The sequence below is a fragment of the Bacillus benzoevorans genome (assembly GCF_014207535.1).
GTDB lineage: Bacteria > Bacillota > Bacilli > Bacillales > Cytobacillaceae > Bacillus_BD > Bacillus_BD benzoevorans.
On sequence record NZ_JACHGK010000003.1, the window covers coordinates 177,141 to 203,135 of the forward strand.

29 protein-coding genes are annotated in these 25,995 nt (G+C 41.4%); 2 read left to right on the top strand and 27 right to left on the bottom strand.

Annotated elements, in window-relative coordinates; translation table 11 throughout:
- Positions 1 to 97: 97 nt before the first annotated feature.
- The 13 genes from HNR53_RS06580 to HNR53_RS06640 all read right to left on the bottom strand — a co-directional run bounded on the left by HNR53_RS06580 (position 98) and on the right by HNR53_RS06640 (position 12,690).
- Entirely contained in the window at positions 98 to 1,891 is a 1,794-nt protein-coding gene (locus HNR53_RS06580) for an ATP-binding protein (protein ID WP_184524091.1), read from the bottom strand.
- On the bottom strand, positions 1,888 to 2,604 hold the full coding sequence (locus tag HNR53_RS06585) for a response regulator transcription factor (protein WP_184524093.1): 717 nt from the start codon (positions 2,602 to 2,604) through the stop codon (positions 1,888 to 1,890). Before HNR53_RS06585 ends, HNR53_RS06580 begins: the two co-directional genes overlap by 4 nt.
- A gap of 209 nt (positions 2,605 to 2,813) precedes the next feature.
- The gene (gene ccsB / locus HNR53_RS06590) at positions 2,814 to 4,001 is read right to left on the bottom strand and encodes a c-type cytochrome biogenesis protein CcsB (RefSeq protein WP_184524095.1); all 1,188 of its coding nucleotides are present in this window, start codon (positions 3,999 to 4,001) and stop codon (positions 2,814 to 2,816) included.
- Between the two features lie 12 nt (positions 4,002 to 4,013).
- Entirely contained in the window at positions 4,014 to 5,642 is a 1,629-nt protein-coding gene (resB, locus tag HNR53_RS06595) for a cytochrome c biogenesis protein ResB (protein WP_184524097.1), read from the bottom strand.
- 19 nt (positions 5,643 to 5,661) lie between these two features.
- The gene (gene resA / locus HNR53_RS06600; protein ID WP_343065294.1) at positions 5,662 to 6,186 is read right to left on the bottom strand and encodes a thiol-disulfide oxidoreductase ResA; all 525 of its coding nucleotides are present in this window, start codon (positions 6,184 to 6,186) and stop codon (positions 5,662 to 5,664) included.
- Between the two features lie 182 nt (positions 6,187 to 6,368).
- Positions 6,369 to 7,097, bottom strand: a complete 729-nt coding sequence (rluB, locus tag HNR53_RS06605; RefSeq protein WP_184524453.1) for a 23S rRNA pseudouridine(2605) synthase RluB — start codon at positions 7,095 to 7,097, stop codon at positions 6,369 to 6,371.
- Between the two features lie 162 nt (positions 7,098 to 7,259).
- A complete protein-coding gene (locus HNR53_RS06610; protein WP_184524101.1) occupies positions 7,260 to 7,787 on the bottom strand; it encodes a spore maturation protein in 528 nt (175 codons plus the stop codon).
- 6 nt (positions 7,788 to 7,793) lie between these two features.
- Positions 7,794 to 8,387 (bottom strand): nucleoside recognition domain-containing protein, encoded by a 594-nt coding sequence (locus HNR53_RS06615; RefSeq protein ID WP_184524103.1) that lies wholly within the window; start codon positions 8,385 to 8,387, stop codon positions 7,794 to 7,796.
- Positions 8,380 to 9,534, bottom strand: a complete 1,155-nt coding sequence (locus HNR53_RS06620) for a D-alanyl-D-alanine carboxypeptidase family protein (protein ID WP_184524105.1) — start codon at positions 9,532 to 9,534, stop codon at positions 8,380 to 8,382. Before HNR53_RS06620 ends, HNR53_RS06615 begins: the two co-directional genes overlap by 8 nt.
- Positions 9,535 to 9,638: 104 nt before the next feature.
- Positions 9,639 to 10,532 (bottom strand): Fe-Mn family superoxide dismutase, encoded by an 894-nt coding sequence (locus HNR53_RS06625; RefSeq protein ID WP_184524108.1) that lies wholly within the window; start codon positions 10,530 to 10,532, stop codon positions 9,639 to 9,641.
- A 196-nt stretch (positions 10,533 to 10,728) separates the two neighbouring features.
- Positions 10,729 to 11,217 (bottom strand): YpuI family protein, encoded by a 489-nt coding sequence (locus tag HNR53_RS06630; RefSeq protein WP_184524110.1) that lies wholly within the window; start codon positions 11,215 to 11,217, stop codon positions 10,729 to 10,731.
- Positions 11,218 to 11,363: 146 nt separating this feature from the next.
- Positions 11,364 to 11,933: an SMC-Scp complex subunit ScpB gene (gene scpB / locus HNR53_RS06635; protein ID WP_184524112.1), complete on the bottom strand. Its 570-nt coding sequence runs from the start codon at positions 11,931 to 11,933 to the stop codon at positions 11,364 to 11,366.
- Positions 11,920 to 12,690: a segregation/condensation protein A gene (locus HNR53_RS06640; protein ID WP_184524114.1), complete on the bottom strand. Its 771-nt coding sequence runs from the start codon at positions 12,688 to 12,690 to the stop codon at positions 11,920 to 11,922. The genes scpB and HNR53_RS06640 overlap by 14 nt, the downstream gene beginning before the upstream one ends.
- 87 nt (positions 12,691 to 12,777) lie before the next feature.
- On the opposite strand from HNR53_RS06640, the gene HNR53_RS06645 reads away from it, so the two are divergent.
- Positions 12,778 to 13,323, top strand: coding sequence for a DUF309 domain-containing protein (locus tag HNR53_RS06645; protein WP_184524116.1), 546 nt, complete (start codon positions 12,778 to 12,780; stop codon positions 13,321 to 13,323).
- Between the two features lie 62 nt (positions 13,324 to 13,385).
- Here the strand turns inward: HNR53_RS06645 and HNR53_RS06650 are convergent, their stop codons facing one another.
- Positions 13,386 to 13,748, bottom strand: a complete 363-nt coding sequence (locus HNR53_RS06650) for a GNAT family N-acetyltransferase (RefSeq protein ID WP_184524118.1) — start codon at positions 13,746 to 13,748, stop codon at positions 13,386 to 13,388.
- 479 nt (positions 13,749 to 14,227) lie between these two features.
- Between HNR53_RS06650 and HNR53_RS06655 the strand changes: the two genes are divergently transcribed.
- Positions 14,228 to 15,097: a DUF1002 domain-containing protein gene (locus HNR53_RS06655; protein WP_184524120.1), complete on the top strand. Its 870-nt coding sequence runs from the start codon at positions 14,228 to 14,230 to the stop codon at positions 15,095 to 15,097.
- 176 nt (positions 15,098 to 15,273) lie between these two features.
- On the opposite strand, the gene lysA is transcribed toward HNR53_RS06655, so the two are convergent.
- The 13 genes from lysA to spoIIM all read right to left on the bottom strand — a co-directional run bounded on the left by lysA (position 15,274) and on the right by spoIIM (position 25,841).
- Entirely contained in the window at positions 15,274 to 16,602 is a 1,329-nt protein-coding gene (lysA, locus tag HNR53_RS06660) for a diaminopimelate decarboxylase (RefSeq protein ID WP_184524122.1), read from the bottom strand.
- A 185-nt stretch (positions 16,603 to 16,787) separates the two neighbouring features.
- A complete protein-coding gene (locus tag HNR53_RS06665) occupies positions 16,788 to 18,272 on the bottom strand; it encodes a spore germination protein (RefSeq protein WP_184524124.1) in 1,485 nt (494 codons plus the stop codon).
- Positions 18,259 to 18,834: a stage V sporulation protein SpoVABEA gene (spoVAEA, locus tag HNR53_RS06670; RefSeq protein WP_184524126.1), complete on the bottom strand. Its 576-nt coding sequence runs from the start codon at positions 18,832 to 18,834 to the stop codon at positions 18,259 to 18,261. Before spoVAEA ends, HNR53_RS06665 begins: the two co-directional genes overlap by 14 nt.
- 28 nt (positions 18,835 to 18,862) lie before the next feature.
- Complete coding sequence (locus HNR53_RS06675; RefSeq protein WP_184524128.1) at positions 18,863 to 19,291, bottom strand: stage V sporulation protein AB; 429 nt, start codon at positions 19,289 to 19,291, stop codon at positions 18,863 to 18,865.
- Positions 19,281 to 19,901, bottom strand: coding sequence for a stage V sporulation protein AA (locus tag HNR53_RS06680; RefSeq protein WP_184524130.1), 621 nt, complete (start codon positions 19,899 to 19,901; stop codon positions 19,281 to 19,283). Before HNR53_RS06680 ends, HNR53_RS06675 begins: the two co-directional genes overlap by 11 nt.
- Before the next feature lie 146 nt (positions 19,902 to 20,047).
- Positions 20,048 to 20,806 (bottom strand): RNA polymerase sporulation sigma factor SigF, encoded by a 759-nt coding sequence (sigF, locus tag HNR53_RS06685; RefSeq protein WP_184524132.1) that lies wholly within the window; start codon positions 20,804 to 20,806, stop codon positions 20,048 to 20,050.
- Between the two features lie 12 nt (positions 20,807 to 20,818).
- A complete protein-coding gene (gene spoIIAB / locus HNR53_RS06690) occupies positions 20,819 to 21,259 on the bottom strand; it encodes an anti-sigma F factor (protein WP_184524134.1) in 441 nt (146 codons plus the stop codon).
- A 1-nt stretch (position 21,260) separates the two neighbouring features.
- Positions 21,261 to 21,611 carry an anti-sigma F factor antagonist gene (spoIIAA, locus tag HNR53_RS06695; protein WP_184524136.1) on the bottom strand — a complete coding sequence of 117 codons (351 nt, stop codon included), beginning with the start codon at positions 21,609 to 21,611 and terminating at the stop codon, positions 21,261 to 21,263.
- A gap of 334 nt (positions 21,612 to 21,945) precedes the next feature.
- Positions 21,946 to 23,112, bottom strand: a complete 1,167-nt coding sequence (locus HNR53_RS06700) for a D-alanyl-D-alanine carboxypeptidase family protein (protein ID WP_184524138.1) — start codon at positions 23,110 to 23,112, stop codon at positions 21,946 to 21,948.
- Between the two features lie 214 nt (positions 23,113 to 23,326).
- Entirely contained in the window at positions 23,327 to 24,220 is an 894-nt protein-coding gene (xerD, locus tag HNR53_RS06705) for a site-specific tyrosine recombinase XerD (protein ID WP_184524140.1), read from the bottom strand.
- Between the two features lie 6 nt (positions 24,221 to 24,226).
- Positions 24,227 to 24,454, bottom strand: coding sequence for a YqzK family protein (locus HNR53_RS06710; RefSeq protein WP_184524143.1), 228 nt, complete (start codon positions 24,452 to 24,454; stop codon positions 24,227 to 24,229).
- Between the two features lie 146 nt (positions 24,455 to 24,600).
- On the bottom strand, positions 24,601 to 25,059 hold the full coding sequence (gene fur, locus HNR53_RS06715) for a ferric iron uptake transcriptional regulator (protein ID WP_184524145.1): 459 nt from the start codon (positions 25,057 to 25,059) through the stop codon (positions 24,601 to 24,603).
- A 140-nt stretch (positions 25,060 to 25,199) separates the two neighbouring features.
- Positions 25,200 to 25,841 (bottom strand): stage II sporulation protein M, encoded by a 642-nt coding sequence (spoIIM, locus tag HNR53_RS06720; RefSeq protein ID WP_184524147.1) that lies wholly within the window; start codon positions 25,839 to 25,841, stop codon positions 25,200 to 25,202.
- Positions 25,842 to 25,995 lie beyond the last annotated feature (154 nt).

The window sequence follows — 25,995 nt, forward strand, 5'->3', positions numbered from 1 at the left end:
GTTAGAATCAGAAAAAGGCACTGCAGCTGGATGAGAAAAAGGGCCTGTGCTCCTTGTACAACAAAAGTTGTTTAGGAACCAGACCCTTCTTTGCATGCTATTCAATCAGACTGTTGACCACATTTCGCGGCAGGAAAAAGGCAAAGGTTGTTCCCTCGCCTAGCTTACTTTGAACATGAAGGGTTCCTTTGTGTGCTTCGACGATATTTTTGGCAATGGCCAATCCGAGACCGGTTCCGGAGCGGCCGCGTGTTCTTGCCTTATCGGCCTTGTAAAACCGTTCAAATACAAACGGCAAATCCTCCTCCGGAATCCCTGAACCTGTGTCGGTTACTGAAAAATAAAGTCCCTTTTCTGGTACACTATCAACCTTCAGCGCCACAGAACCACCTGCAGCGGTATGACGGATCGCGTTATCGATCAGATTGGTTAAAACCTGCTCAATCCGGTCGGCATCAAAAGTAAAGAAGTCTTCTGCCATGTCGCTTTCACAAGAAACAACCACATCCTTTTCTTTTGAAAGGACCTGGAATTTCCGCGTTATTTTCTGCAGGAAAGGCGGCAATTCTACTTCATGAATGGATAGATTAAAATAGCCTGATTCCATTCTTGCCAAGTCAAGCAGTTCATTGACAAGCCGCCCCATTCTGAGCGATTCATCATAGATAACCGAAGCCATTTCCTTCTTCTCTTCATCTGTTTGGGCAATGTCATCGACAATCGCCTCGCTGTAGCCCTGAAGCATAGCAATCGGAGTTCGCAGCTCGTGAGAAACATTGGCAATAAAATCACTTCTCATCTTATCAAGCTTTCGTTCCTCTGTCATATCACGGACAACAGCGACTGCTCCGCGAATCGTTTGCTGGGAGTACAATGGGCTGACAATCATCACCCAATGATGACCCTGGAGGGAAATTTCCCCGATTTGTTCTTTTTCCGTGCTGACTGCCTGTTCAAACAATTCCATTACTTTCGATGGAATAGCCTCCACATTTTTATCCTGATCCTTTGTCTCAAAATACCAGTTCTGCAGGAAGATTTCTGCAGGCGGATTCGTAATAAGGATAATTCCATCCTGGTTAAAGGTGATGACACCATCCGCCATCCCGCTTAAGATACTTGAAAGCAGTTCTTTTTCCTGATTTAAAGCATTTAGGTTGAATTTCAACTGCCTTCCCATCTGGTTAAAAGCTGTTGCCAATTCCCCAATTTCATCCTTCGTCAGAATGGGAACTTTTGTATCAAATTTTCCCCTTGCCACTTCAAAAGCGGCTTCCTTCATTTTCCTTAATGGGGCATTAATTCTTGTCGACAAAAAGAAGGCAAAAAAGGTTGTTAAAATAATTGCGACACCGGCTGCAAGAAGAATAAATTTCGTTGTTTCCTTCGTCGTTTCTTCGCCTGCACTTAATGACTGATATATATATACCGCTCCGGTTTTACCATTTACATTTTCGATCGGAACTCCAATAATCAGCAGTTGCGGATCTTCATTCTGTCCATCCTTTGTAAACGTATCAACTACCTTCTTCGTTACCCCTTCTGTATAAACTTTTGAGAGCTCCCTGTCCTTCATAAAATAAGAAATTGGCAGCTCCTTCATATTTTTCTTATCCGGGGAAGAATAGTACTCCGACGGGCTTAACATAATCGATACACTGGATACATCATTGATTAATTCCCATGATATTTCCAATGCCGTATCGAGTTCATGCTGTTCTACAATAGCAGCGATCTTTTCAGCAGTGCCCTGTAAAACCGCTTCGTTTTTTTCCTGTGAATTATTTTGCAAAAATTCCAGGATGGTGATGGAAACGATAAAAAGGATAAACGAAACAAGCAGCAGAATGGTAAACCAAAGCTTAACAACTACACTTCGCCAGAACATCATTCATTGATTACCTCAAATTTATAGCCGACACCCCAAACGGTGATAATCATTTTAGCAGCAGATTCAGAAACTTTATTTAATTTTTCCCGCAGCCTTTTTACATGGGTATCGACCGTACGCAGGTCTCCAAAAAACTCATAATGCCATACTTCCTTCAGCAGCTGTTCGCGGTCAAATACTTTATCCGGGGATTTTGCAAGGAAGAATAACAATTCATATTCCTTCGGAGTTAAACTTACTTCTTTTCCATCGGCCAAAACACGGTGGGCATCATTATCAATGGTTAAATGCGGGAAGACAATCACATCTTTCGTTGTTGTTTCCGTTTGTAAAAAGCTTGTTTTTGAAGAACGGCGCAGCAAAGCTTTTACACGCAATACAACTTCACGCGGACTGAACGGCTTCACAATATAGTCATCAGTACCTACTTCAAATCCTTGAACTCTGTTTACTTCCTCGCCTTTTGCTGTCAGCATGACGACAGGAGTAGCCTTTTTCTCACGCAATTCACGACAAACCTCAATCCCGTCCTTGCCAGGCATCATTAAGTCAAGCAGAATCACATCATAATCGTTTGCAAGCGCTTTAGCTAATGCTTCATTGCCGTCTTCCGCTTCTTCAATTATGTATCCTTCCCTCTCTAAGTACATTTTTAATAAACGTCTGATTCTTTCTTCATCATCCACTACTAATACTTTTACATCGTTGTCCATAATCTTCCCTCCTAGTAGATATTTTAACAAAATACTATACCATTTTACTAGAGGTTTCCTTCCAGCTCCTGTTTACAAGTACTTTCCTAGTAAAACGGATGCATAAAATGCAGGACGCCGGTCTTAAGCAGGGATGCATTCCGAAAAGTGACAGTATTGATTCATTTTCGAGCAGCCCCCGTTCATAAGACCGACGTAAAAAAGAATGATCAGCCGGCATATGAGTGCAAACCGGCAATGACTAAATTAACGAATATTAAATTAAACATCATAATGGCAAAGCCGATGACCGCAAGCCAGGCTGATTTCTCACCATGCCAGCCTTTTGCCAGGCGCAGGTGTAAAAATGCCGCATAAAACAGCCAAGTAATCAATGCCCATACTTCCTTTGGATCCCAGCCCCAAAAACGGGTCCAAGCAATCTGCGCCCAGATCATGGCAAATATTAATGCACCTAACGTAAAAACCGGAAATCCGATTAAGACAGAACGATAGCTGATTTCGTCGACTAAATCCAAATTAATATTTTTCGTGAGCGGTTTTAGCAATGCTCCAATACGTTTTCTAAAAATAAGCCTCATAAGGATGTATAAAACGAGCCCCGTACTAACGGACCAAACAACCGTATTCAGCTTTTTCGCATTGATGATTCCAGGCACTTCCATGAGTGGTTCAAATTTCCCCTCAGTCAGCAGTTCTCCTTCGTTCGGACCGATTAATGCCGGCATCACGTACTGAATCTGTGCCGGATTATCGTTCTTATCTACCCAGTTAAAATCAGCCTTGTAATCCATAAAAGAAAACGTACTGGTAACAAGGATAAATCCTAGTGTACTGATAAGGGCATACATAATCACTTCAAGCCAGGTTGTTTTATTACTTCTCTGCTGTTGATCAATAGCTTTAACGAGATAGATTAACGCAGCAGCGAAACTGATGGCAAGTATCGCTTGTCCAAGTGCCGCTGTGGTTACGTGGATATGAAGCCAGTCACTTTGTAATGAAGGAATGAGCGGCGAAATATCACGCGAAAACATACTGGCATAGGCGATGACTAAGAGCGCAACCGGCAGGGTAAATAATCCTAAAACCGGTGTTTTGTAAATAAAGAAGATCACGATAAATGCTCCAACGAGTGCCATGCCAAAGAATGTCGTAAACTCAAACAAGTTGCTGACAGGAGCATGTCCCGATGCAATCCAGCGAGTGATAAAATAGCCCAGCTGGCTTATAAATCCAATGATCGTGATCGCGATTCCCACCTTCGACCACGCATTTAATCCGGATTTGTTATACTCTATCCCTTTCTTTTGCCTAATGGCGCCTCCGAACACAAGCACGGCAACTAAATAAAGAATAAAGGCTGTATATAATAAATTACTGCTTAAGCTAACCAACCAAAATCCCCCTTATCCATTCTTCTCTCCATCTAATTGATCATATGGTTCATTAATGCCGGTTCCTTCTAAAATACCGGAGATTTCGCGTTTTAATCCATACCAGTTTTTATTCGTATGACCCGCAACCCAGATTTCTCCATTAACCTTGCGAAGCCAGATACGCCGATGGTTCCAATAGGCCCCCTGAGCGACCCCGATCATAAAAATGATTCCGCCAAAGATCAGCACACCAATCGTTAAATCCTTTCTGATGGTCAGACCCGAGACATGTCTTGTTTCGACATTCTTAAACTGCATTTTATAAATATTGTCCCCGTATGGCTCAAGCGTTTGCCGGATAGCGGTAAAACTGACTTCTCCATCAGGTTTATCCGGTGTCCGCATTTTAAAAATAAAGGCCGGGTTGTTTGGAACCTTGGAAATCGTCGTCGGTTCTCCGTTGTCATTAAATTTCACATCAGGATAATAACTAATGAGTTCAACCGAATAACCCTGCGCTATTTCATATGTTGATTGAGGATTATTTAAATCGATGGTCATTTCGCCATAGGTCTCTTGTGTTGCCTTATTGGTCAAAGCAAATGTCATTTTACTTAATTCATTCAGTTTGTACTGCGATTGATAGACAGCAAAATTTTCAAATTTTAGCGGATGATTGACTTTAATGCCATAATCCTCGACCTTTTCCAATTTCCTCTCTTGACCGGCAACGGTATCGCTGACCTTTTTCGAAAGAGTAACGTTAGATTGGTAGTTTTTCGGAACCATTCCCCCCGCCTTTTCAATCGCCATTCCGAAAGCAGGATTATCCTTATCTTTATTATAGATATCTAAAATAAATTCATTATTGGTCAAGTAATATTCCCCGTTAGTTTCCGGAACAACCTTTGTTTCACCTTCCCGAATCCAAAGCAATTTATCGACATACATACCGGGAACGAAACGGAGCATCCCGCCAATTAAAAAGATAATCAGACCGATATGATTGACATAAGGACCCCAGCGGGAAAAACGTCCCTTTTCAGCGAGGATATTCCCGTCTTCTACCCTGATGCGGTAGTGCTTTGCCTTTAGTTTTTCCTTGACCTTCTGGAAATCGCCATCGAACTCGTTTACAGCTGTCGCGCCAAATAATCTTTGACGCTTTAAAAATCCTTCATGCCGCGTTACTTGTTGATTCCTCAGTGCCCGATAGAGCGGCACGACGCGGTCAAGACTGCAGATCACAAGGGATATCCCAATGGAAGCAATTAATAATAAATACCACCATGAGCCGTATAAGTTATGAAAGCCGAGTTCATAATAAAGTTTGCCCAGAAAACCATACTGATCCTCGTAAAATTCAACCGGCAGGACATTGGACGGGATATACATCTCCTGCGGAAAAACCGTTCCAAGCGCCGAAGCAATCAGTGTAATGACAATGAGTGCTACTCCAACTTTTACCGATGAGAAAAAATTCCATATTTTATCGATAATTGTTTTATTATAGGTTTGCGACCGGCGTGCACTGCCTTCATATCTCATATCCACTAAAAGAGCATTATCCTCTGATTCCTCCAGAACCTTGCCGCAGGATTCACATAGTACCGTTCCATGCGGGTTCACATGTCCACATTCACATTTTACCGCTTCCATTTATCTTCTCCCCGTTTTCTCAAGGTTGTATTTCCTTCATAAACTGCTCTACTTTCTCACTTGTTAATGAACCTGTGAAGGACTTAATAACCGTTCCATCCTTATCGATCAGAAACGTAATGGGCAATGGATTAATTCCATAAGCTGATTGAACATCATTTTCTGAATCGATGACGATTGGAAAAGTTAATTGATGTCTTTCGGCAAATTTTTTGACGGCAAACTCAGACTCGCCGACATTGACTGCCAGGACCTGAACTCCTTTATCCTTAAATTGCTGATATTGCTCTTCCATATAAGGCATTTCTTTTTCACATGGTTTACAGTACGTTCCCCAGAAATTCAAGAACACACCTTGACCTTCATAATCGGAAAGACGGTGCGTTTCACCATTTAGATCGACTAGTTCAAAATCAGGGGCCTTTTCACCAATGGCCACCTTTTGCCCCTCATCTTTTGTAAAATTTGCATAGAGCGTATAGCCGACAGCGGCAAGCAAAATGACTAAAATAACCGTACGGATAAGCAAACGCCTTTTTTTCACCATATACTCCCCCTAGCTGTGTATTGCATGAAACTACGTTGTGATATCAAACAAAACATCTTTTCTTGGAGTCATGACAATTTTTCTATCCTGATTATTTTCCTGCCAGACCCTTTTTGCCCTTATTATATCATTAGCAATATTTTCGTATTGTTTAATATCGCACAGGAATTGTGAATCTTCTATGACTTTTTTGTAAGAGCAAGTGCTCTTAATTGCTTTACCTCATGTGTGGTTAGCTCTCTAGCATCTCCAGACTTTAAACCATGCAGCGTAAGGAAGGCATATTGCTCCCTGCGCAGTTTCATGACAGGATACCCGATCGCTTCAAACATTCTCCTTACCTGCCTGTTTCGCCCTTCATGAATGGTCAATTCGATAATGGCCGATCCTTTCCTTTTATCAAGGGAAAGCATTTTGGCCCGGGCCGGCGCTGTTTTTCCATCCTCCAGCTGTATTCCCTTTTCCAGACTGCGCAGTTGTTCCCGTGTTGGAATTCCTTTTATTTTGGCGATATACACCTTTTCAATCTCACTTGAAGGATGCATTAACAGGTTGGCAAATTCGCCGTCATTTGTGAGCAGCAATAGCCCTGATGTATCATAATCGAGGCGTCCAACCGGATAAATCCGCTGTTCGATTTCCGGGAAGTAATCCGTTACGGCTTTTCTCCCTTTTTCATCCTTTACACTCGAGATTACGCCGCGCGGCTTATAAAAAAGAAAATAGACCGGAACCTCGCTTTCTACAGGAATTCCTTCTACTTCCACCCTATCGGAGGAGGACACCTTCACTCCCAATTCTTTTACAACTTTTCCGTTAACCATTACTTTCCCGGCAAGAATTAATTCCTCTGCCTTTCTTCGCGACGCGATGCCGGCATGAGCAATCACTTTTTGCAATCTTTCCATATCTATCACCTCAATGAATCCTTTCCCGTTTTTCACAAATTACTCCTCTTGAATTATGACACAAGTTACGCCGTTTTCAAAATAAAAGTTGCTCTTAAGGAGTCATATGCAAAATGTCTTTTTAGATACAAAAAAGAGTCCGCTAAAAACGGACTCTTTCATTTACCATATAAGCAAAACGACAACAATGGCTGCAATAATTCCCACAACATCGGCCAGTAAACCGACCTTTAAGGCATCACCCATTTTGCGAATTCCAACGGCTCCAAAATAGACGGTCAGAACATAAAGAGTGGTATCTGTACTCCCTTGGAGAACAGATGCCAGCCGGCCGATATAAGAATCAGGTCCGTGTGAAGCAATTAAATCACTCGTCATACCAAGTGCAGCTGTTCCGGAAATAGGACGGATAATGGCCAGCGGAGCGATCTCGGCAGGCACTCCGATTGCCTCGAGCCACGGTCTGATGAGACTCATAACAAATTCCAATGCACCGGAAGCTCGGAAGACGGTAATCGCTACTAGCATCCCGACAAGAAAAGGAATAATATCAAAGGCAATTTTAATGCCTTCTTTTCCTCCTTCAACAAAGCGTTCATAAGTTGGTACTTTTTTATATGTACCGTAAAGTAAAATGAAGGCAATTAGGACAGGAATAAACCATAAGGAAATAATTGATACGATTTCCATTACACATCATCCTTTTCCTTTCCGTGTTCGGCGGTAATAAAACCAGCGGTCAATTAAAATACCCCCAACCGCGGAAATACAGGTGGCCAAGAGCGTCGGTCCGACAATATCGGTCGGAGAAGCGGCATGATAATTCATGCGAATGGCAATGACCGTGGTTGGGATTAACGTGATGCTCGAAGTGTTGACCGCCAAAAAAGTGATCATGGAGCGGCTCGCTTCTATTTTGCCGCCATTCAGTTCTTTTAGCTGTTCCATTGCCTTGATCCCGAGCGGTGTAGCGGCATTACCAAGACCAAAGAGATTGGCCATCATATTGGAGAGAATATAACCCATAGCAGGATGATCACCCGGTACCTCTGGAAAGATTTTTTTGACAAGCGGACGAAACAGCAGTGCGAGTCTTTGCAAAAGGCCTGCATCTTCCGCAATTTTCATCATTCCCAGCCAGAAGACCAGCACACTGATTAAGCCAAAACATAAAGTAACAGCTTCTTTTGCCCCGTTAAATACCGCTTCATTCACTTCCTCCATTGTGCCGTTAAACATCGCAAAAATGATGCCTATGACTGCCAAACAGACCCAAATAATATTAACCATCGCTTTTCACACCAATTTGGATGAAAAAGAGATCACGGAGCAGCTCAAGGAAAGAGCGATCTTTTTTGTTTTGTGGATGCTTATATATAAGCGGTATCTCTTTGACCGGCTGATGCTCAAAATAAACGATGGCCTTGCCGATGTGATTCGGAACAGCCTCATCGTTTCGCCATTCATTTTTCGGTTCTTGAAGTTTTATTTCAACCTTAAATTCATCCCGTTCATTGCTGGCTGCGGGGTAATAAAAGTCCTGCTCTATATAAACCTTTTTCTTGTAAAACTCGTCAGCTTCTAAATCCTTCATGATTCCTTTCTTTAACACCTTTACGAGTTGATAGTGCTTAAAACCCTCCTCATACATATTAATATGGTCGTTCCAGTCATCCGGTCCGTTTAAGGTCACCGCAATTAAATCAAGACCATCCTTCGATGCAGTGGTTACTAACGTCCTCTTAGCGCGCTTGGTATATCCCGTTTTCCCCCCTGTTGTATTGTCATATAACTCTGTCAGAAGGCGGTTTTTGTTTTTCCAAACCCTGTCCCACTTTTCCGTTGGGTTTGGCGCACGATGAACTTTTGTAGAGGCAATCTTCCTGTATGTATCATCTGTCATCGCATATCTCGTTAAGAGCGCCATATCGTAAGCGGTTGAATAATGGTTTTCATGGTCGTCCAGTCCATGCGGATTGGCGAAGTTTGTATGTTTCATGCCGATTTCCTCTGCCTTTTGGTTCATTAAATAAACAAAGCCATCCAGACTGCCTCCTACATATTCAGCTATGGCTACGGCTGCGTCATTTCCGGAACGAAGCATTAAGCCATAGACCAAATCCTCCAATTTTATTTTTTCCCCAGGTTTTAAATAGATAGAAGACCCTTCAGCTCTTACGGCATTGGCACTGACTGTCACCGTTTTATCTAATTTCCCTGATTCTATCGCCAAAATAGCGGTCATGATTTTTGTAATACTGGCAATTCTTCGCTTTTTGTAGGCCTCTTTTTCATACAGGACTCTGCCTGACTGCTGCTCCATTAATATGGCACTGCCGGCACTTACATTGACGCCTGCCTCCGTTTTCAGGGGAAGATACAGGACAATGGATGAAATGATGAGGATAAAAATAATCAAAAGCCTTATTACATTCATGGAGAAATCCCTCTTCTCAATAATGGGTTTGTACAAGTCTATGCGAAGGAAAACCCGTTATGACAAAAAGACTGCTTCAAAATTGAAACAGCCTTTCTATTTCACTATTCCATTTTCCATTTTAAGTGAACAGCCTGATTGAAGCGATCCGCGGCATTGTTCCAGTTCACTACATTCCACCAATTGTTAATATAGTCAGCGCGATTGTTTTTGTATTGCAGATAGTAGGCATGCTCCCAAACATCCAGCACAAGGAGCGGGATAGTATCCCATTGGGTCAGGAGCATATGCCGCTCAGACTGAAGAATTTCAAGATGATGCGATCTCGGTGACCAGACAAGAACGGTCCAGCCAACACCTTCCACCGCTTTTGCTGCTTCTGTAAAATGTTTTTTGAAAGAAGCAAAGCTGCCAAAATATTTTTCCATTTCCCTTAACAATGCACCCTTTGGGCTGCCGCCGCCTTTTGGGACCATATTATTCCAAAAAATCGTATGCAGATAATGACCGGACCCGTGAAAAGCTAATTCCCGCGACCAATGCTTCACAAGGGAAAAATCACCTTTATCTCTTGCCTTTTCAAGCTCCTTTTCTGCTTTATTAAGCCCATCGACATAGGATTGGTGATGTTTTGTATGATGCAGCCTCATGATTTCCTCTGATATATACGGCTCAAGGGCATCGTACGCATAGGGCAGCTGTGGCAGTTGATGACCTCCAATCGGGACAAACGGGGCCTGTTGAAACACCATTCCCACCTGCTGCCGCCGGGAGAAATATTGCTCCATATTGTCATGAAGCTCCTCAACCTCGAATTGAATTTGCTGAATATCTTCCTCGTTCAGGTTTTTTCTTTGAATTCCGTCCATAATATTCGTCAACTGATTTAATCGGGACCAAAGCTCGTCATTTTCGTCTACATTCTCGGATTCAAGAAAATGTTTCAAGTCATCATTCCATTTTGACACGTCTTTTACATAGTCATAGAACTTGTTCACGCACATCTCCTCCCGGACTCTTGCTCATTTCCATTTCGTCACTATCTTATGAGAGCGAAATAGGAATCTTGCCTGAAAAGCGAGCATTAATCCGGGCGAAAAAAGCAAAAAGGGTCTGATTCAGAAGTACAACGCCGAGCTGCCTCAAGCTGAAGCATAGCGGATTTGTCATCTAGAATCAGACCCTAAATAATCATTATTTCGATTGAATCATTTTCGTCCGATAATCGGTTTCATAATATTCCAGTTCTTCACGGATCTGTTGAAACGAACTTTCGAGGTTTTTGAATACTGCCTTCACACTGTCAGGAACGTCCTGGCGGAATTTAATTGAATTTCTTCCTGTATATGCCGATCGGCTGTCTTCGTACCAAACATCACTGCTTGGTGAAAAGAATTCTTCAATACATTGATGGTAAATGCGATAGAGAATTTTTTCTGCTGCCCCTTTCACAAATGGATCATTCTTCAAAATGACTTGGCAGGAATCCAGCCCTTCTTCACAATAAACCAAAAGTTTTCTTAGGGAAGATAACAATATTTTATAGTAATCAGAGCCGCTTGTTTTTTCCTGAACGAGGCTGCTTAAGGTTGTCTGATTGAGAAAAGTTTCAAATTCAGTGACTGATTTTTCTAGAAACGACTTTACATCCTCCATTTGCGTATGAACAAGTGTGTTCCCCATATAAATTCACCCCATAAATTAGTCAGTTTCGTGTAAATCCTCTGCGGGCTCAATAATGAGCGACGGGAAATTTATGTATCAAAAAAAGGCAGTGTGAAATTCTCTCTATTTTACCATAGATCCCCGCCACTTGTCAGAAATAGAAATTAAAAACGGTCAAAAAATAAATCCGCTTCTTCCTGCACGTATTCATCATCGACTTTTTCCGGAAGTTCCGGAAGTTCTTCAATGCTCTTTAAACCAAAATAATCGAGGAATTCCTTTGTTGTGCCGTAAAATTTAGCTCGTCCGGCTCCTTCGGCACGACCGGCCTCTTTAATCAGCGCCTTGGCCATTAATGTATGAAGCGGTCCTTCAGTTTTCACGCCGCGGATTTCCTCTATTTCCGCCCTTGTAATCGGTTGTTTATAGGCAATGATCGCTAATGTTTCTAAAGCAGCCTGTGAAAGTGCTGAAGTATGTGGTGATTCGACTAATTTTTTTAAATAAGGGGAGAATTCCTTTTTCGTTGCCAGCTGATAAGTCCCTGCCAATGCAACAATCGTAATCCCCCTCTCTTCATTCTCATTATATTCCGCAAGTAAATCCTTTAATACGCTCTCGGCGATAATAGAATCGATTTCCAACACTTCCGCTATCTGCTTTAGAGACAAACCTTCATCACCTGCAGCAAATAAAAGACTCTCCACGATTCCTTTCCAATTAACGATTCCCACTGTTGTCTGCACCTCCCATTGCTGATACAAAAATATCAGCGAAATTGCCTTCTTGTATGACGGTAATCTCCCGACGCTTCATGAGTTCCAGCACAGCCAGAAAAGTGACAACAATATACTCTTTATTGGGAATAGGAAAAAGATCCTCAAAGCGCACCCGGCGTGTTGTTTTTTTCAAATTAACCATAATTTCAGTCATTCTTTGTTCAATCGGAATTTCCTGCCGCGCAATTTTCGTTAACATCGGCTTTTGTAATTTTTTCCTGCGTAAAAGCTTTTGCAAGGCTCCCAGCATATCATAAAGTGAAACATCCGAAGCTCTTGTTTTTTCAACATCAGCTTCTTTTGCATATTCCGCGAGGTCGCTTGGCGGCTTTGTGAACATTAATCCCCGTTCCTGCTCCAAAGATTTTAAATCATGTGCTACCTCTTTGTATTTCCGGTATTCAATCAGCCGTTCCACAAGCTCCTCGCGCGGATCCTCGTCCGTTTCCAGGGAAATATCCTCTTCCAGTGACTCTGCATCATGAACGGGCAGGAGCATTTTGCTTTTGATCGCTAACAGTGTTGCTGCCATGACCAAAAACTCACTGGCTACATCTAGCTGAAGTTCTTTCATTGTATGGATAAAGCTTACATATTGTTCCGTAATTTCCGCCATCGGTATATCATAAATATCTATTTCAAGATGATTAATTAAATGAAGGAGCAAATCGAGCGGTCCTTCAAAGGCATCAATCTTTACATTATATTGCATACATTCCACCAAAACTTTTAATATTTTTGTTACAATAGGTTAACTGCTAAAAAACAATCGTGTTAATAAAGAAAGGAGACCTTTCTAATGACATATCCCCAGGAATATATTGAGTTTTTGGTTCATTTTCATGGGAACCGGGATTATTTTGAATGCCATGAAATATTAGAAGAATATTGGAAGCGGACAGACCTTGATCATAAACAGTCGATCTGGGTTGGTTTTATCCAGCTGGCAGTCGCCCAATACCATTATCGCAGAGGCAATCTAAAAGGGGCTTTTAAAACACTGCAGAAATCACTGCAAATTTTCTTATTAGATCAAGCAGCTGTATCGCGGCTGGGAATCGATCATGCCGCTCTTACACAACAGCTCAAAGAACTGCTGCAGAAAATAGAACAGCACCAAAGCTATGAGAGCATCTGCCTTCCTATCCTATCATATGATTTAAGAAAAAAGTGCATGCAGCGCAGCCGGGAATTAAACATGGTATGGGGCAGCCGCAGTGATGTATCAGATTCCGCTCTGGTTCACCGCCACAAGGAAAGAGACCGGACACAGGTGATAGAAGAGAGAAACCTGGCAATCAAGAAAAGACAAATAAAAGAGACTAACTCGGAAAAAAAGGAGTAAGCCCCAACAAAATCTATCTAAACTTCCATCTAGATACAAACATTCGTTGGGAGTCGGACACCTTATGAGTCAGCCTCTTCCCTGTCACATTTATTTAAAAATGCTTTTATCGTGTCATTCGCCGTCACTTCATTTTCAGGAAACAGCTCCTTACAAGCCTTTACCATATTTTTCCCAACACCCAGCTGACGATGTGATGGATTTACCGATATATGCTGAATTTGAAAGGTTTGATTATCGACCCAGACACCGCCGAGCAGCCCGATAATATCCTCATCCACTTTCCATAAGAATAATTGCCACTTCTCTTCTGTTTCATATTGCTTGATGGTCTGCAGTAATCTTTTTAAATCCTTTTCACTAGGCATAAAAGACAATAAACCCATGGCAATTTTTTCAAAAGTTTTTTTGTACCGTATTAGCATGATTAATCCCTCATTAGTAAAACATTAAATCTAGTTTTAACGTTTCAAAAGAATTTTAAACTGAAGTATTCGATGATCTGCTCATATCATTTCGTTACTAACACATTATCATCATCATACATAATCTATCATTATCTTTCAATCTTGAATATTATGCATGAATGTGCCATAAAATGCTTTCCTGCCAGATGACAGGTGCAACATTAGCACGAACAGCACTTCATTATTTTCCTTCATTCTCCTCCCGCCGCTTAAAAACTAGTTTCATATTCATTCTACGACATTATTTTACACGAATATGCAAAATTATTCCATTAAACTTATTTTTATTACGACATTTCCCCAAACTTTCACAAAATCGTGTGACTTTCCTTTTCGCTGGTTATCATATATATTGTAACTCAGGAAAAAAAGAAGATATAGAGAGAAACTTTTCCACTTTAAGCTTAGTTATTTGATAAACAGAAGGAGGATACAACATGAAGAATGTAAAAATTATTATTCTATTATTATCGTCGCTCTTCATTCTGCCATTGGCAGCTCTAGCAGATGCTGCAGCAGGGGATATGATTATCACCCTTGGCGAAAATTTATCGGAAGAACAAAAGAATGCCCTATTATCCGAAATGAACGCGCCTGAAGATGCCCAAATTATTACGGTCTCAAACGCCGAGGAGCATCAATATCTCGGCAAGTATGTGGCCAAATCACTAATCGGCACAAAGGCGATCTCTTCTTCAGCAATAACCATTGCGGAAAAAAACTCAGGTTTAGAGGTTGAATCGAAAAATATCAATTGGGTAACCGATGAAATGTATATTAATGCGCTGAGCACAGCAGGTGTGAAAGATGCAAAAATATACATTACCGCTCCTTTCGAGGTGTCAGGTACGGCCGCATTAACCGGTCTCATTAAAGCATATGAAGTTTCGACTGATGAAGTGATACCGGAGGATGTAAAACAGGCGGCAAATGAGGAAATGGTCAAATCCGCGCAGCTCGGAGATGCAATTGGAACGGAAAATGCCTCAGCTTTAATGACAAAAATAAAAGAAGAAATGGCAAAAAATCCGCCGCAAACGATCGAAGAAATACGCATAATAGTGGAAAATGCCGCAAAAGACTTAGGTCTAACGCTGACAGAGGAACAAATTCAAGGCTTAATCGATCTCTTTAACAAACTGAAGGATTTAAATATCGACTGGAATCAGGTCAACGGTCAACTCCAGGCGGCAAAGGATAAGATTGCCGATTACCTTGGCAGCGAAGAAGGCCAGGGATTTCTTGAATCGATCAAACAACTCTTTATCAGCTTGTTTGATTGGATTAAGGGACTGTTTGCAAAATAATAAGAAAAGCGGAAGCGCCTTGGTCAGCGACGTATGGACTGGAGCACTCCGGACTGAGATAAAGGAAACACGAAGAGCACGTAGTGCGATTCGATGTTGACTTATCGTAGGGAGGAAGAGTGAAGTACACTAGTCGCTAGGCGCTGGAGCTGGACAAAAAAAAAGCTAAGCATCGATTATTGATGCTTAGCTTCTGCTGTTTCTCTTAAGGGAAAATCCAAACGAACAAGGTCTTCATATGTTTCGCGTTTGATCACGAGTCTCGTTTCTCCATTTTCAACAAAGACAACTGGCGGGCGAGGAATCCTGTTATAATTATTTGCCATGGAATAACCATATGCTCCCGTGCAGAAGACGGCCAGTATATCCTGATCCCCGGCCTCTGGCAGCGGTAGATCCCAAATCAGCATATCTCCTGATTCACAGCATTTTCCTGCAATGGATACAACCTCTGTTGTTTGTTCCAGCGGCTTATTGGCTAATACAGCCTCATATTTCGCCTGGTACAGTGCCGGTCTGATATTGTCCGTCATACCGCCATCGATAGCAAGATATTTGCGTACTTCCGGTACTTCTTTGCTCGATCCAATTTTGTATAGAGTAATTCCCGCATCACCGACTAATGAGCGACCCGGTTCAATGCCAATTTCCGGAATACTCAAATCATAATGTGCGGCCTGTTTTTTCACTTCAGCAATAATTTCAGCCACATACTCAGAAGCAGGCTTTGGATCATCTTCACTCGTATAACGAATCCCGAAGCCACCGCCAAGATTTAACACAGATGCTTTAAAAGAAAAGCTTTCTTTCCATTGATAAAGCTTTTCAAATATTTTTTGCACGGCAATCGTAAAACCTGTCGTTTCAAAAATTTGTGATCCAATATGACAATGAATCCCGCTCATGGAAAGCCAAGATGATTGCATCGCTTGCTGCAATGCCTTTTCCGCCTGTCCATTTTGCAAATCAAAGCCAAACTTAGAATCTGCTTGCCCAGTCATGATATAATCATGAGTATGAGCCTCAATACCCGGAGTAATTCGCAATACGACATCTATCTGCTGCTCTCTTTGGGCACATAAAGCCTCTAAAAGCTCCAATTCATAGAAATTATCTACAACGATATAGCCAATTTTATGATCTAAAGCCATGTTGAGTTCTTCTCTGCTTTTATTGTTTCCATGGAAATGAACGCGTTCCATCGGAAAACCTGCGGCAATCGCTGTATACAGCTCTCCGCCAGACACTACATCAAGAGATAAACCTTCTTCATCTGCCAGCTGCACCATTGCTACAGAAGAGAAGGCTTTGCTGGCAAAAGATACTTGTGCTTTCACTCCATATTTTTCAAATGTTGCTTTAAAACTTCTGGCCCGTTGTCTGATCAGCGCTACATCATATACATAGAGCGGTGTACCATATTCACGAACTAATTCAACTGTGTCCACACCGCCGATTTCCAAATGACCTTTATCATTTACCGCGGTCGTTCCATAATAATACATTTGTTTCCCTCGTTCCTCTATTTAAATCAAGAATAGTATTTCGTTAACAATTTTGACTAATGTAGAAATACTTTATCATAACCTTATTTATTGCGCAATGTCCAATCATACATTAACGAATCTCGTTCCAACATTTTTCCGTTCTACTATATATTATAGAAAAAACAGAAGCAGGCTGCTTCTGTTTATTGCTGAGGCTGTCTCACTCTATTTTTCGTATTCATAATCTGCGGTCTTAACTGTGATCCTGGAATCGCTCTCCTAACTAGAATTTGCATAAATGCTTTTGGGGCAAACGGTATAAACGGCCATAAATAAGGAGTATTTAAGGAATGAATACTGGCCAGAAAAATAATGTATGCGGTTATTCCGATTACTAATCCAGGTACATGGAAAGCAGCGACCAAAACAAGAAGAACGAGTCGGGCAATTTTATTGGCAATCCCCAGTTCATAGCTTGGTGTCGCAAAATTTCCAATTGCGACTACAGCCGTGTACAAAATGACTTCAGGGACAAACAAGCCGACATCGATAGCAATCTGGCCAATTAAAACGGCTGCAACTAGACCCATAGCATTTGAGAGTGCCGTCGGCGTATGAATGGCGGCCAAGCGAAGAAACTCAATTCCAATATCAGCAAGGAATATCTGCACTACGATCGGGATATTGGTTCTATCATTCGGACCGATAAATTCCAATTTTTTCGGCAGCAGATCCGGTTCCTGAATAAATAAAAACCATAAAGGCAGCAGGAACAGTGAAGAGATAATCCCGATAAAACGGACCCAGCGGATAAAAGTACCAACCGCAGGAGACTGACGGAACTCTTCCACATGCTGCATATGGTGAAACAACGTTGCCGGGGTAATAATGACACTTGGCGATGTGTCTACATAAATCAAAACATGACCTTCAAGCAAATGGGTCGCCGCGACATCCGCCCGTTCCGTATAGCGGACCAGCGGGTATGGATTATAACCTTGCTTCAGCAAAAATTCTTCCACCGTCTTATCTGCCATTGTTAACCCGTCAATTTTTATGCCTTCCAATTCTTTGCGAACGACATCAATCAAATCCGGATTTGCTAATCCTTCGATATAAGCGATGGAAATATCAGTTTTCCCCCTCTCACCGACACGCATCATTTCAAAGCGAAGCCGCTCATCGCGGATTCTGCGTCTTGTCAAGGCTGTATTCAGGATAATATTTTCCACAAATCCATCCCTTGAACCCCGCACTACTTTTTCTGTATCCGGTTCCTCTGGAGAACGACCAGGATAGCCGCGCACATCAACAAGAAAGCCTGTTTCACAGCCATCGATCACAATGGCAATCAGACCGGAAAGGACTTGATCCACTAATTCATCCAGCGTCTTTAAAGGGTTTACTGATTGATTAACGAGCCGGTTCTCAATGATGCTGTGCAAATTGGCCGAGATTTTTTCATGGTCATTAATCCGGACCAATTCTTCAAGCAGTTCAATAATGTAGCTGGAGTCGCATAAACCATTGACATAATAAATGTGAACATCTTTACGAAGAATGGTTAATTTTCTAACGCCTAAATCAAAACTTACACCAAGACCAACCCTTTTTTTCATCAATTCTTCAATTTCATGAACTGATTTCGGCAACGGGATTTTTTCTTTTTCTTTCTTACTTGTTGTCATAATATCCGCTCCTTTCTAAAATAAGTTCAACTGCCTGTTTCGTTATCGGGGAGCCTTTCTCAAAATGGTCCTTTCCAGCCATTTTCCCAATATCACCGATTCCGACGATCAGCGGTACTTTCAACTGATCGAGACTGTACACCGTATCGCCATACAATCTGCCGGGTTCCAATTCCTGGATCCCATATTTATCCACCCCATTGGCAGTCAACACCCCATCCCGATCAATGGATACATCCACTCTCGTCCACTCTTCCTTCCTTGTTCTGGAGGCCACAGCGATCACGCCAAGTACCTCGATTTCCGGATGATTCGCTACATATAACATTGCCTTTTCCCCCGGACCTTCCCCAATGATACCGCTGTCATCAAACATCACGAAGACGGGATCTTTTTCTGCTTTCTTAATCAGTTTCACCAGTTGAGGACCAGTTAAGTTTGTTGGATTTCCATGCGAAAGGGAAAGACATGTTCCGCCAATTTGTTTTGCTGTGATTTCTAATGCTTTTCGTGCGTAATCATCACCATCAGTAATTAAGATAATCCGTCTCGCCTCATTCATTCTTCCATACCCTTTCTGTGTCCATAGCTTATTTGCTGATATCAACAAAATAGATCCAGTGAAATAATGAACCAACGATTTTGCCAAATACAAGCGCCATCAGCAGGATGACAATTTTCCGATCAACTCCCACCCGCTTCGCTAAAATCGGCCACACATTTAAGACTTCTGTCAAAGCTGCCGCCATCATGCCGACAAAAATACCTCCCGCTAACCCTAAAACCACAATAACAACCGGGAGCAGTTGAAAATGAGGTTCCTCAATCATTAGGATGGTACCGGAACAAGTCCCGAGAACAATTCCCCATTCATATAAATGAATCATTTTCATCGTTTTTGTCAGTTGTGTCAACCTTGGGATAATCCCAAGGACCGTCAAAAATGCCACATAACCGGCACCTACTGACACTCCTCCGGCAAAGCCGAGAAAGATGACAAATATAAGATTAATGACCATCAATTTTTTTCATACTTTCTTTATTTTCATGCATAATGACATACTGATCGAGATCTTGCTGATAATTAAACATTTCCACTTCAAGCGGGCTTGGCTCCTCGTTGAGACGCTTTTTAAATACATGATTAAAAAATAGGATCATACCGACACCTAAGCCGATGGAGTACGGAATTTGAAAAAGAAGAGGTTTTTCATTCTTCCGCCCAGTCATTATTTCATAAATCTTTTGATGTACCGCTTCCATTCCGACGTCCTCATGAAAATTCATAATCGTCAGGGCCGCTCCAAAAAATAATAACAACCAAGTTATGAAAAATAAGGGCAAAGAATATTTCTTCTTTTTGTAGACAACTTCTACAATAGTTTGCGTCGGACCAAGCATTTCGATTCCAAGCTTAGGAAAATGCCGGGAAATTTCTTGGACCACTTGAATGACATCTATAATGATAATATTTCGGTCTGATTCCGACGCTTCATAAATGATCAGCTTGCTTAATGGTTCTTTCACCTCGGGATCTACAATAATCTGTGCGATGTCATGAAGATAGATTTTTTGGTTCGGTTGAACCAGGACACGATGGTGCAGGCGAATATAGGCTGTATTTTCCAATATGTTCACATCCTACACAGTGATTTCCTTGTATTGCTAGTATTTCTAAAGAAGAATCACTTCATGAAATCCAATAAATGGATAGTGAAAAAAAACAAAGAATATTTGCTGAATAAAAAGCTCATAATAGAAAAAACCGCATGGGACTAAATGTCCATACGGTCTTTCATTTGCTGCAGTATTTTTTTTTCAAGACGGGATACCTGTACTTGGGAGATACCGAGTCTTACGGCTACCTCTGACTGCGTTTGATCTTTATAGTAGCGCAGGTAGACAATGAGCCTTTCCCTGTCTTCTAATTCCCGGATCGCTTCTTTTAAGGCAATTTTATCAAACCATTTTCCTTCATTGCCGTCATCGATTTGATCAAGCAATGTGATCGGATCTCCATCATTTTCATACACTGTTTCATGGATGGATGAAGGAGTGCGGCTTGCTTCCTGGGCCATGATGATATCTTCCGGCGGAATTTCCAGATATTCCGACAGCTCGCCTACAGTTGGAATGCGGCAAAGTGTTTTTGACAGTTCATCCCGCGCTTTGCGGATTTTATTTCCCATTTCCTTTAATGATCTACTCACCTTCACGGTCCCGTCGTCACGGATAAATCGCTGGATTTCGCCGATGATCATCGGAACTGCGTAGGTGGAAAACTTTACATCGTAAGATAAATCGAATTTATCAACTGATTTCAGCAATCCAATACAACCAATTTGAAATAGATCATCTGGTTCGTAGCCCCGATTTAAAAAACGCTGCACAACTGACCAGACTAGACGCATATTTTTCTGAACAATTAAATCCCGCGCGTCTTGATCGCCTTCTTGACTTTGTTTAATCAGTTCCTTGACTTCATGGTCTTTTAAATAAGATTGATTCTTATCTGATTTAACCTCCACATCCATCGGCATGGCTCCTTAATTGCATATCATTTTGCTCGTTGATAAATGCTTTCTTAAACGGACCACGGTACCTTTATCCGGCTTTGAAAGAACTTCAATGTCATCCATAAAGTTTTCCATAATCGTAAAACCCATCCCGGACCTTTCCAATTCAGGTTTTGTGGTATAGAGGGGTGTGCGCGCTTCCTCTACATCCAGAATTCCTTTTCCCTTATCTATAATCGTGATTTCAACCAAACCATTATCAATTGTCACTATAATGTTGACAATGCCGTCCGGGTCGCTGTCATAACCATGAATAATGGCATTCGTGACAGCCTCAGAAATGACCGTTTTGATTTCGGTTAATTCATCCATTGTCGGATCGAGCTGCGCGACAAAAGCAGCCACGGTGACACGGGCAAATGATTCATTTTGACTAAGCGCTTTAAATTCCAGCTTCATTTCATTCTTCATATTAGGCAACCCCCAGACTTTGCAAAGCATATTCTTCTGTCAGTTCAAGACGAATAATTTTAAATAAACCTGACATTTCAAATAGTCTTTGAATTGGTGGGGAAATGGCACAGACGATCATCTCGCCGCCAAGCTGCTTGATTTGTTTATAACGACCCAAAATGACCCCTAAACCTGAACTGTCCATAAAAGATAGATTTTCTAAATTTAAGATAATATGGTGAATTTTTTTCTTTTCAATCGCTGTTGCTGCCTGGTCCCGCAGTCCGTCAGCAGAGTGGTGATCCAGTTCTCCTGACAACCGAATACATAGAACATCTTGTTTTACTTCCATCTCAATATGCAGACTCACTACTCGACAGCCTCCTTGTTTCATGTCCCGAAATGGTCTTTCCGGGCTTTTACACGAATCCTTTTCCTTTTTGCGCATGGGTACACATGAATTTCTCCTCGTTTGCAGCCGGAAAAATTCCTGTGAAACAGATTCATGATTGGCTCTTTGTAGTGAGTCTATTCGATAGTGTTTTTGCAATTTCCTTCATCAAAACAAAACTAGTGTTCATTCGCTAAAAATAATGATCATTTTATTTCCTTTCGACAACCAGCAAGCAACTGCTCATGCAGCTGTTGAAATACTAGTAGACTTTAGAATCAGCATATAAGATGAAGTTCATCATGCCTGTATATTATTTCGTTTTTGTAAACATTCCTATGGAACGCTTATACAATGTCCACCAGCCAGCTGCTGCAATATCCTCTTTTGCTAAGAGAGGGCTCTTAATTAATGTTTCACCCTGTTTCTCAACCGTTAAAGTTCCAATCTGGTCGCCTTTTTTGATTGGTGCCTTTAAATTTTTATGAATGGCAACTTTTTGTTTAATGCCTTCAATGTTTTCCCCTTTTTTCGTTAATAAGGAGATTCTTTCACTTGTTACGACTTCAACTGTTTTCTTAGCCCCTTTGCCTACTTTGGCATTTCCTAGTACATGGTTTCTTTCAAATAACGGGCTTGTTTTATATTGATTGAAGGCATAGTCAAGCATTTTGGTAACTTGTGCATTTCTTTCCTTTGAAGTTGGTGCACCAAAAACAACAGCAACCACCCGCATGCCGTCTTTCTGTGCGGTTGCAGTTAAGCAGTACATTGCTTCTTTCGTGAACCCGGTTTTTAATCCGTCTACACCCGGATAGAAACGGACGAGCTTATTCGTATTCACGAGCCAGAATTTTTTATCTGTATTTTCTCGTAAATAAGCTTCATAGGTGCCCGTAAATTTTGTGATATCTTCATACTTTAATAATTCCTTGGCCATAATGGCCATATCATGGGCTGTACTGTAATGATCCTCCACGGGCAGACCGGTTGTATTTTGAAACTTTGTATTTTTCAGGCCAAGTTCTTTTGCCTTTTTATTCATCATGGAAACAAAGTTTTCTTCAGAGCCGGCGATTCTTTCTGCCATCGCAACGGATGCATCATTTCCTGAACCAATCGCAATCCCCTTGAGCATCTCTTCCACGGTCATTTCCTCACCAGGCTCAAGAAAGATTTGTGATCCTCCCATTGAGGCGGCATATTCACTGGCACGTACTTTTTCCTTCATCGTTAGCTTTCCTTCATCCAATGCTTCCATAATTAAAAGCATCGTCATAATCTTTGTCATACTCGCCGGCGGCAGCTGTTCCTCACTGTTTTTTTCATATAATACTTCACCTGTATCGCGTTCGATTAATATCGCAGACTTAACATTTTCTGTTAATTGCGTCCCTTTTTCTTCCTCAGCGAATACATGGGGTATCATATAGGCGGCAGACAAGAATGCTGTAAGTACTATAGAAACAAGTCGCTTCATCACAAAACCCTCCATTCTTTCTATCGTTTTTCATTTTTTCCTAATCAGGTAAATTTATACAGGATCAAAATGAATATTTTTTCGTTATATTTTTGATGCTTGTAGAAATTCACCCCATCGAATTGGCGTCCGCTTTTTTGGACAAAAAAACAGCCAGGGAAGAAGATTCCCTAGCTGTTTTGACCTCCTGACGAAGGATTGACTCATGAGTCTTTTAGGCACGCGGATGAAACTGCTTGTACACATCCTTCAGCCTCGTTTTCGTCACATGCGTATAGATTTGTGTCGTTGAGATATCAGCATGTCCGAGCATTTCCTGTACGGCACGCAAATCCGCTCCATTTTCCAATAAATGCGTCGCAAAGGAATGCCTTAAGGTGTGGGGCGTTAATTCTTTTTGAATACCGGCGTCTCGTGCCAGCCCTTTTAGTATTTTCCAAAAGCCTTGCCGCGTCAGTCCTTTGCCATGATGATTCAAAAACAGAGCATCATCATGATTTTTTTTCGAAACAAAGGCGGGTCTCCCCTTTTGTATGTATTTCTCTATTGCCTCAATAGCGGTATGTCCAATCGGAATGATCCGCTCTTTATTTCCTTTTCCGATACAGCGGACAAATCCCATCGATAAATGAACATCGCCTGCTTTTAAGCCAATCAACTCACTAACCCGGATTCCCGTTGCATATAATAATTCAAGCATCGCTTTATCGCGGATACCGTAATGCGTACTATCATCGGGAGAGTCGAGCAGCGTTTCCACTTCTTCTAGGCTTAAGACTTTTGGCAGCGTTTTCTCCAACTGCGGCGGTTCAATATGAACGGACGGATCGTGGTCCGCTGCTTTTTCCCGCAGTAAAAATTGATGGAATGAGCGGACAGATGCTACATGGCGGGCTAATGTCCGTGATGACTTTCCCTGCTCCTTCAAATGGGCTAAAAAATGCACGATATGAACGCGCTGAACCTCGTTAAAGCTCTTCATCGTTTCTACATTTTGCAAATACTTCATATAGCTTTTTAAATCCCGCTCGTATGAAACAATCGTGTTAGAAGCTAAGCCTTTTTCGACGATTAAATAATGGGTAAAATCTTTCAATTCATCTTCCATTCAAATCTACTCCCCATCTAAATAAAACAAGATTAAGCGATTCAGCCAGGCTGAATCCTGATCCTCTCCTGTCGCTGTCACTTTGATGGCTGAGCCCTTGGGCTCATCATAACGGTGATAGTCTGTATACTCTTCATTTAACCACATAATGCCATAATAAAAAAGGATTGTGCATCCTGTGAACAGAATAAACACCTTGATTGTTTTCAAAAGAGTTGAAAATAGATTCTTCATTTTTCCTTCTGCCTCCAAAGAAAGGCGCAAGCGTACAACCTTTCTTGTTTGTATTAGTTATACATATGCCAAATTGGACAGGTTTTATACATCTTGGAAAAATAAAAAACCTCTTCTATTAACAATAAATAGAAAAGGTTATATCACTATTTACTTTCTTGAAGCTGCTTTTGCTGGCAGCGATGGCAGACGCCATGAAAGGTAAGGCGATGGTCTTTAATCTTGAAGTTCCACTCTTTTTCCACAACATCTTCTACATCTTCTAATAGATCTTTTTGGATTTCATCAACCGTGCCACATTCAATACATACCAGGTGATGATGGAAATGATCAGCGCCCTCTGTGCGAAGATCATAACGGGAAACGCCGTCTCCAAAATTAATTTTATCGACAATTTTTAGTTCCGTCAGTAATTCTAGTGTTCTATAAACGGTTGCTAAACCAATCTCAGGCGATTTTTCTTTTACTAGGAGGTAGACATCTTCAGCACTCAGATGGTCTTCTTCATGTTCTAGCAGCACACGAACTGTCGCTTCCCTCTGCGGGGTTAATTTATAGCTGGAAGAATGCAGTTGCTTTTTTACTCGCTCAATTCTCGTTTCCATACCGAAAGTCCTCCTGCACCACATCTTATATTTCTCATTCTCATTTCATTCTCATTATATCAGATGGGAGGATAGAGTCAAACTAAAATGATTATAAATAGTCACTTATAATTATTTTTTTTAAATACTCATTCTTATTTTCAATTAATCGAATCAATGACGGCTTTCATAAGGGACGGCGATAGATAAGCTTCAATCGCAGCGGCTCCGGCAAGAAAGAGCATCGCGATACACAGGCTGATGAGATATTTCCCTAAGAGCGGCAGAATAGGGTCGCTGATTTTTTTCATAAATTGGCGCCGTACCATTTTCAATGAAATATTGACGGCCAACGTCGTAATGATAATGAACACAGGGATAATTATGAAATTCTGCGGCAGAACCGAGACAAACGAGAGCAGAAAACCACTCCATCCCATTTGATTCACTAAAAATCCGACAGTAAAGCCGACCACCATTCCTTTCATAAATAAAAAGATTAAGATAAGCGGAAGACCAATCACTGAGATCCCCAATAGACCCATTAAGCCGATGAATTTACCATTGTGTAAAAAGCTCTGCTTGAATACATCATTCGGAGTCGCAATTTTTTCATTGGCCACTTGTCCAAAAAATTGCGTTAAGTAATAATACAGGTCTTCTTTTTGTGTAAAGCTTAAACTATTCACCACCACTGCGCCAAAGATGACTCCCATTAAAAACAGGACAATTACAAATAAATAGATTGAGGAATGTTCACGGAGATGTGCGGCGGCAATGTTCTGGTACATCTTTTTCTTCATTTGTTCTTCCTCCTGATTTTCAGTTACTCCCTTTTAGTTAGGTGTATATAAATGAACAATTGGATTGATCTGGTACTACATTTTATGCAGGAGGATTGGATGTATGACGGTGATTTGCTAGATTTGTCGGGATATTGCTAGAAACATTAGGGCG

Bases quoted from the DNA above. Each gene is read 5' to 3' on its own strand.
- HNR53_RS06580 (WP_184524091.1), bottom strand. From the start codon at position 1,891: ATGATGTTCTGGCGAAGTGTAGTTGTTAAGCTTTGGTTTACCATTCTG.
- HNR53_RS06585 (WP_184524093.1), bottom strand. From the start codon at position 2,604: ATGGACAACGATGTAAAAGTATTAGTAGTGGATGATGAAGAAAGAATC.
- resB (WP_184524097.1), bottom strand. From the start codon at position 5,642: ATGGAAGCGGTAAAATGTGAATGTGGACATGTGAACCCGCATGGAACG.
- rluB (WP_184524453.1), bottom strand. From the start codon at position 7,097: ATGGAAAGATTGCAAAAAGTGATTGCTCATGCCGGCATCGCGTCGCGA.
- HNR53_RS06610 (WP_184524101.1), bottom strand. From the start codon at position 7,787: ATGGAAATCGTATCAATTATTTCCTTATGGTTTATTCCTGTCCTAATT.
- HNR53_RS06615 (WP_184524103.1), bottom strand. From the start codon at position 8,387: ATGGTTAATATTATTTGGGTCTGTTTGGCAGTCATAGGCATCATTTTT.
- HNR53_RS06620 (WP_184524105.1), bottom strand. From the start codon at position 9,534: ATGAATGTAATAAGGCTTTTGATTATTTTTATCCTCATCATTTCATCC.
- HNR53_RS06630 (WP_184524110.1), bottom strand. From the start codon at position 11,217: ATGGGGAACACACTTGTTCATACGCAAATGGAGGATGTAAAGTCGTTT.
- HNR53_RS06640 (WP_184524114.1), bottom strand. From the start codon at position 12,690: ATGCAATATAATGTAAAGATTGATGCCTTTGAAGGACCGCTCGATTTG.
- HNR53_RS06645 (WP_184524116.1), top strand. From the start codon at position 12,778: ATGACATATCCCCAGGAATATATTGAGTTTTTGGTTCATTTTCATGGG.
- HNR53_RS06650 (WP_184524118.1), bottom strand. From the start codon at position 13,748: ATGCTAATACGGTACAAAAAAACTTTTGAAAAAATTGCCATGGGTTTA.
- HNR53_RS06655 (WP_184524120.1), top strand. From the start codon at position 14,228: ATGAAGAATGTAAAAATTATTATTCTATTATTATCGTCGCTCTTCATT.
- lysA (WP_184524122.1), bottom strand. From the start codon at position 16,602: ATGTATTATTATGGAACGACCGCGGTAAATGATAAAGGTCATTTGGAA.
- HNR53_RS06665 (WP_184524124.1), bottom strand. From the start codon at position 18,272: ATGACAACAAGTAAGAAAGAAAAAGAAAAAATCCCGTTGCCGAAATCA.
- spoVAEA (WP_184524126.1), bottom strand. From the start codon at position 18,834: ATGAATGAGGCGAGACGGATTATCTTAATTACTGATGGTGATGATTAC.
- HNR53_RS06675 (WP_184524128.1), bottom strand. From the start codon at position 19,291: ATGGTCATTAATCTTATATTTGTCATCTTTCTCGGCTTTGCCGGAGGA.
- sigF (WP_184524132.1), bottom strand. From the start codon at position 20,806: ATGGATGTGGAGGTTAAATCAGATAAGAATCAATCTTATTTAAAAGAC.
- spoIIAB (WP_184524134.1), bottom strand. From the start codon at position 21,259: ATGAAGAATGAAATGAAGCTGGAATTTAAAGCGCTTAGTCAAAATGAA.
- HNR53_RS06700 (WP_184524138.1), bottom strand. From the start codon at position 23,112: ATGAAGCGACTTGTTTCTATAGTACTTACAGCATTCTTGTCTGCCGCC.
- xerD (WP_184524140.1), bottom strand. From the start codon at position 24,220: ATGGAAGATGAATTGAAAGATTTTACCCATTATTTAATCGTCGAAAAA.
- HNR53_RS06710 (WP_184524143.1), bottom strand. From the start codon at position 24,454: ATGAAGAATCTATTTTCAACTCTTTTGAAAACAATCAAGGTGTTTATT.
- fur (WP_184524145.1), bottom strand. From the start codon at position 25,059: ATGGAAACGAGAATTGAGCGAGTAAAAAAGCAACTGCATTCTTCCAGC.
- spoIIM (WP_184524147.1), bottom strand. From the start codon at position 25,841: ATGAAGAAAAAGATGTACCAGAACATTGCCGCCGCACATCTCCGTGAA.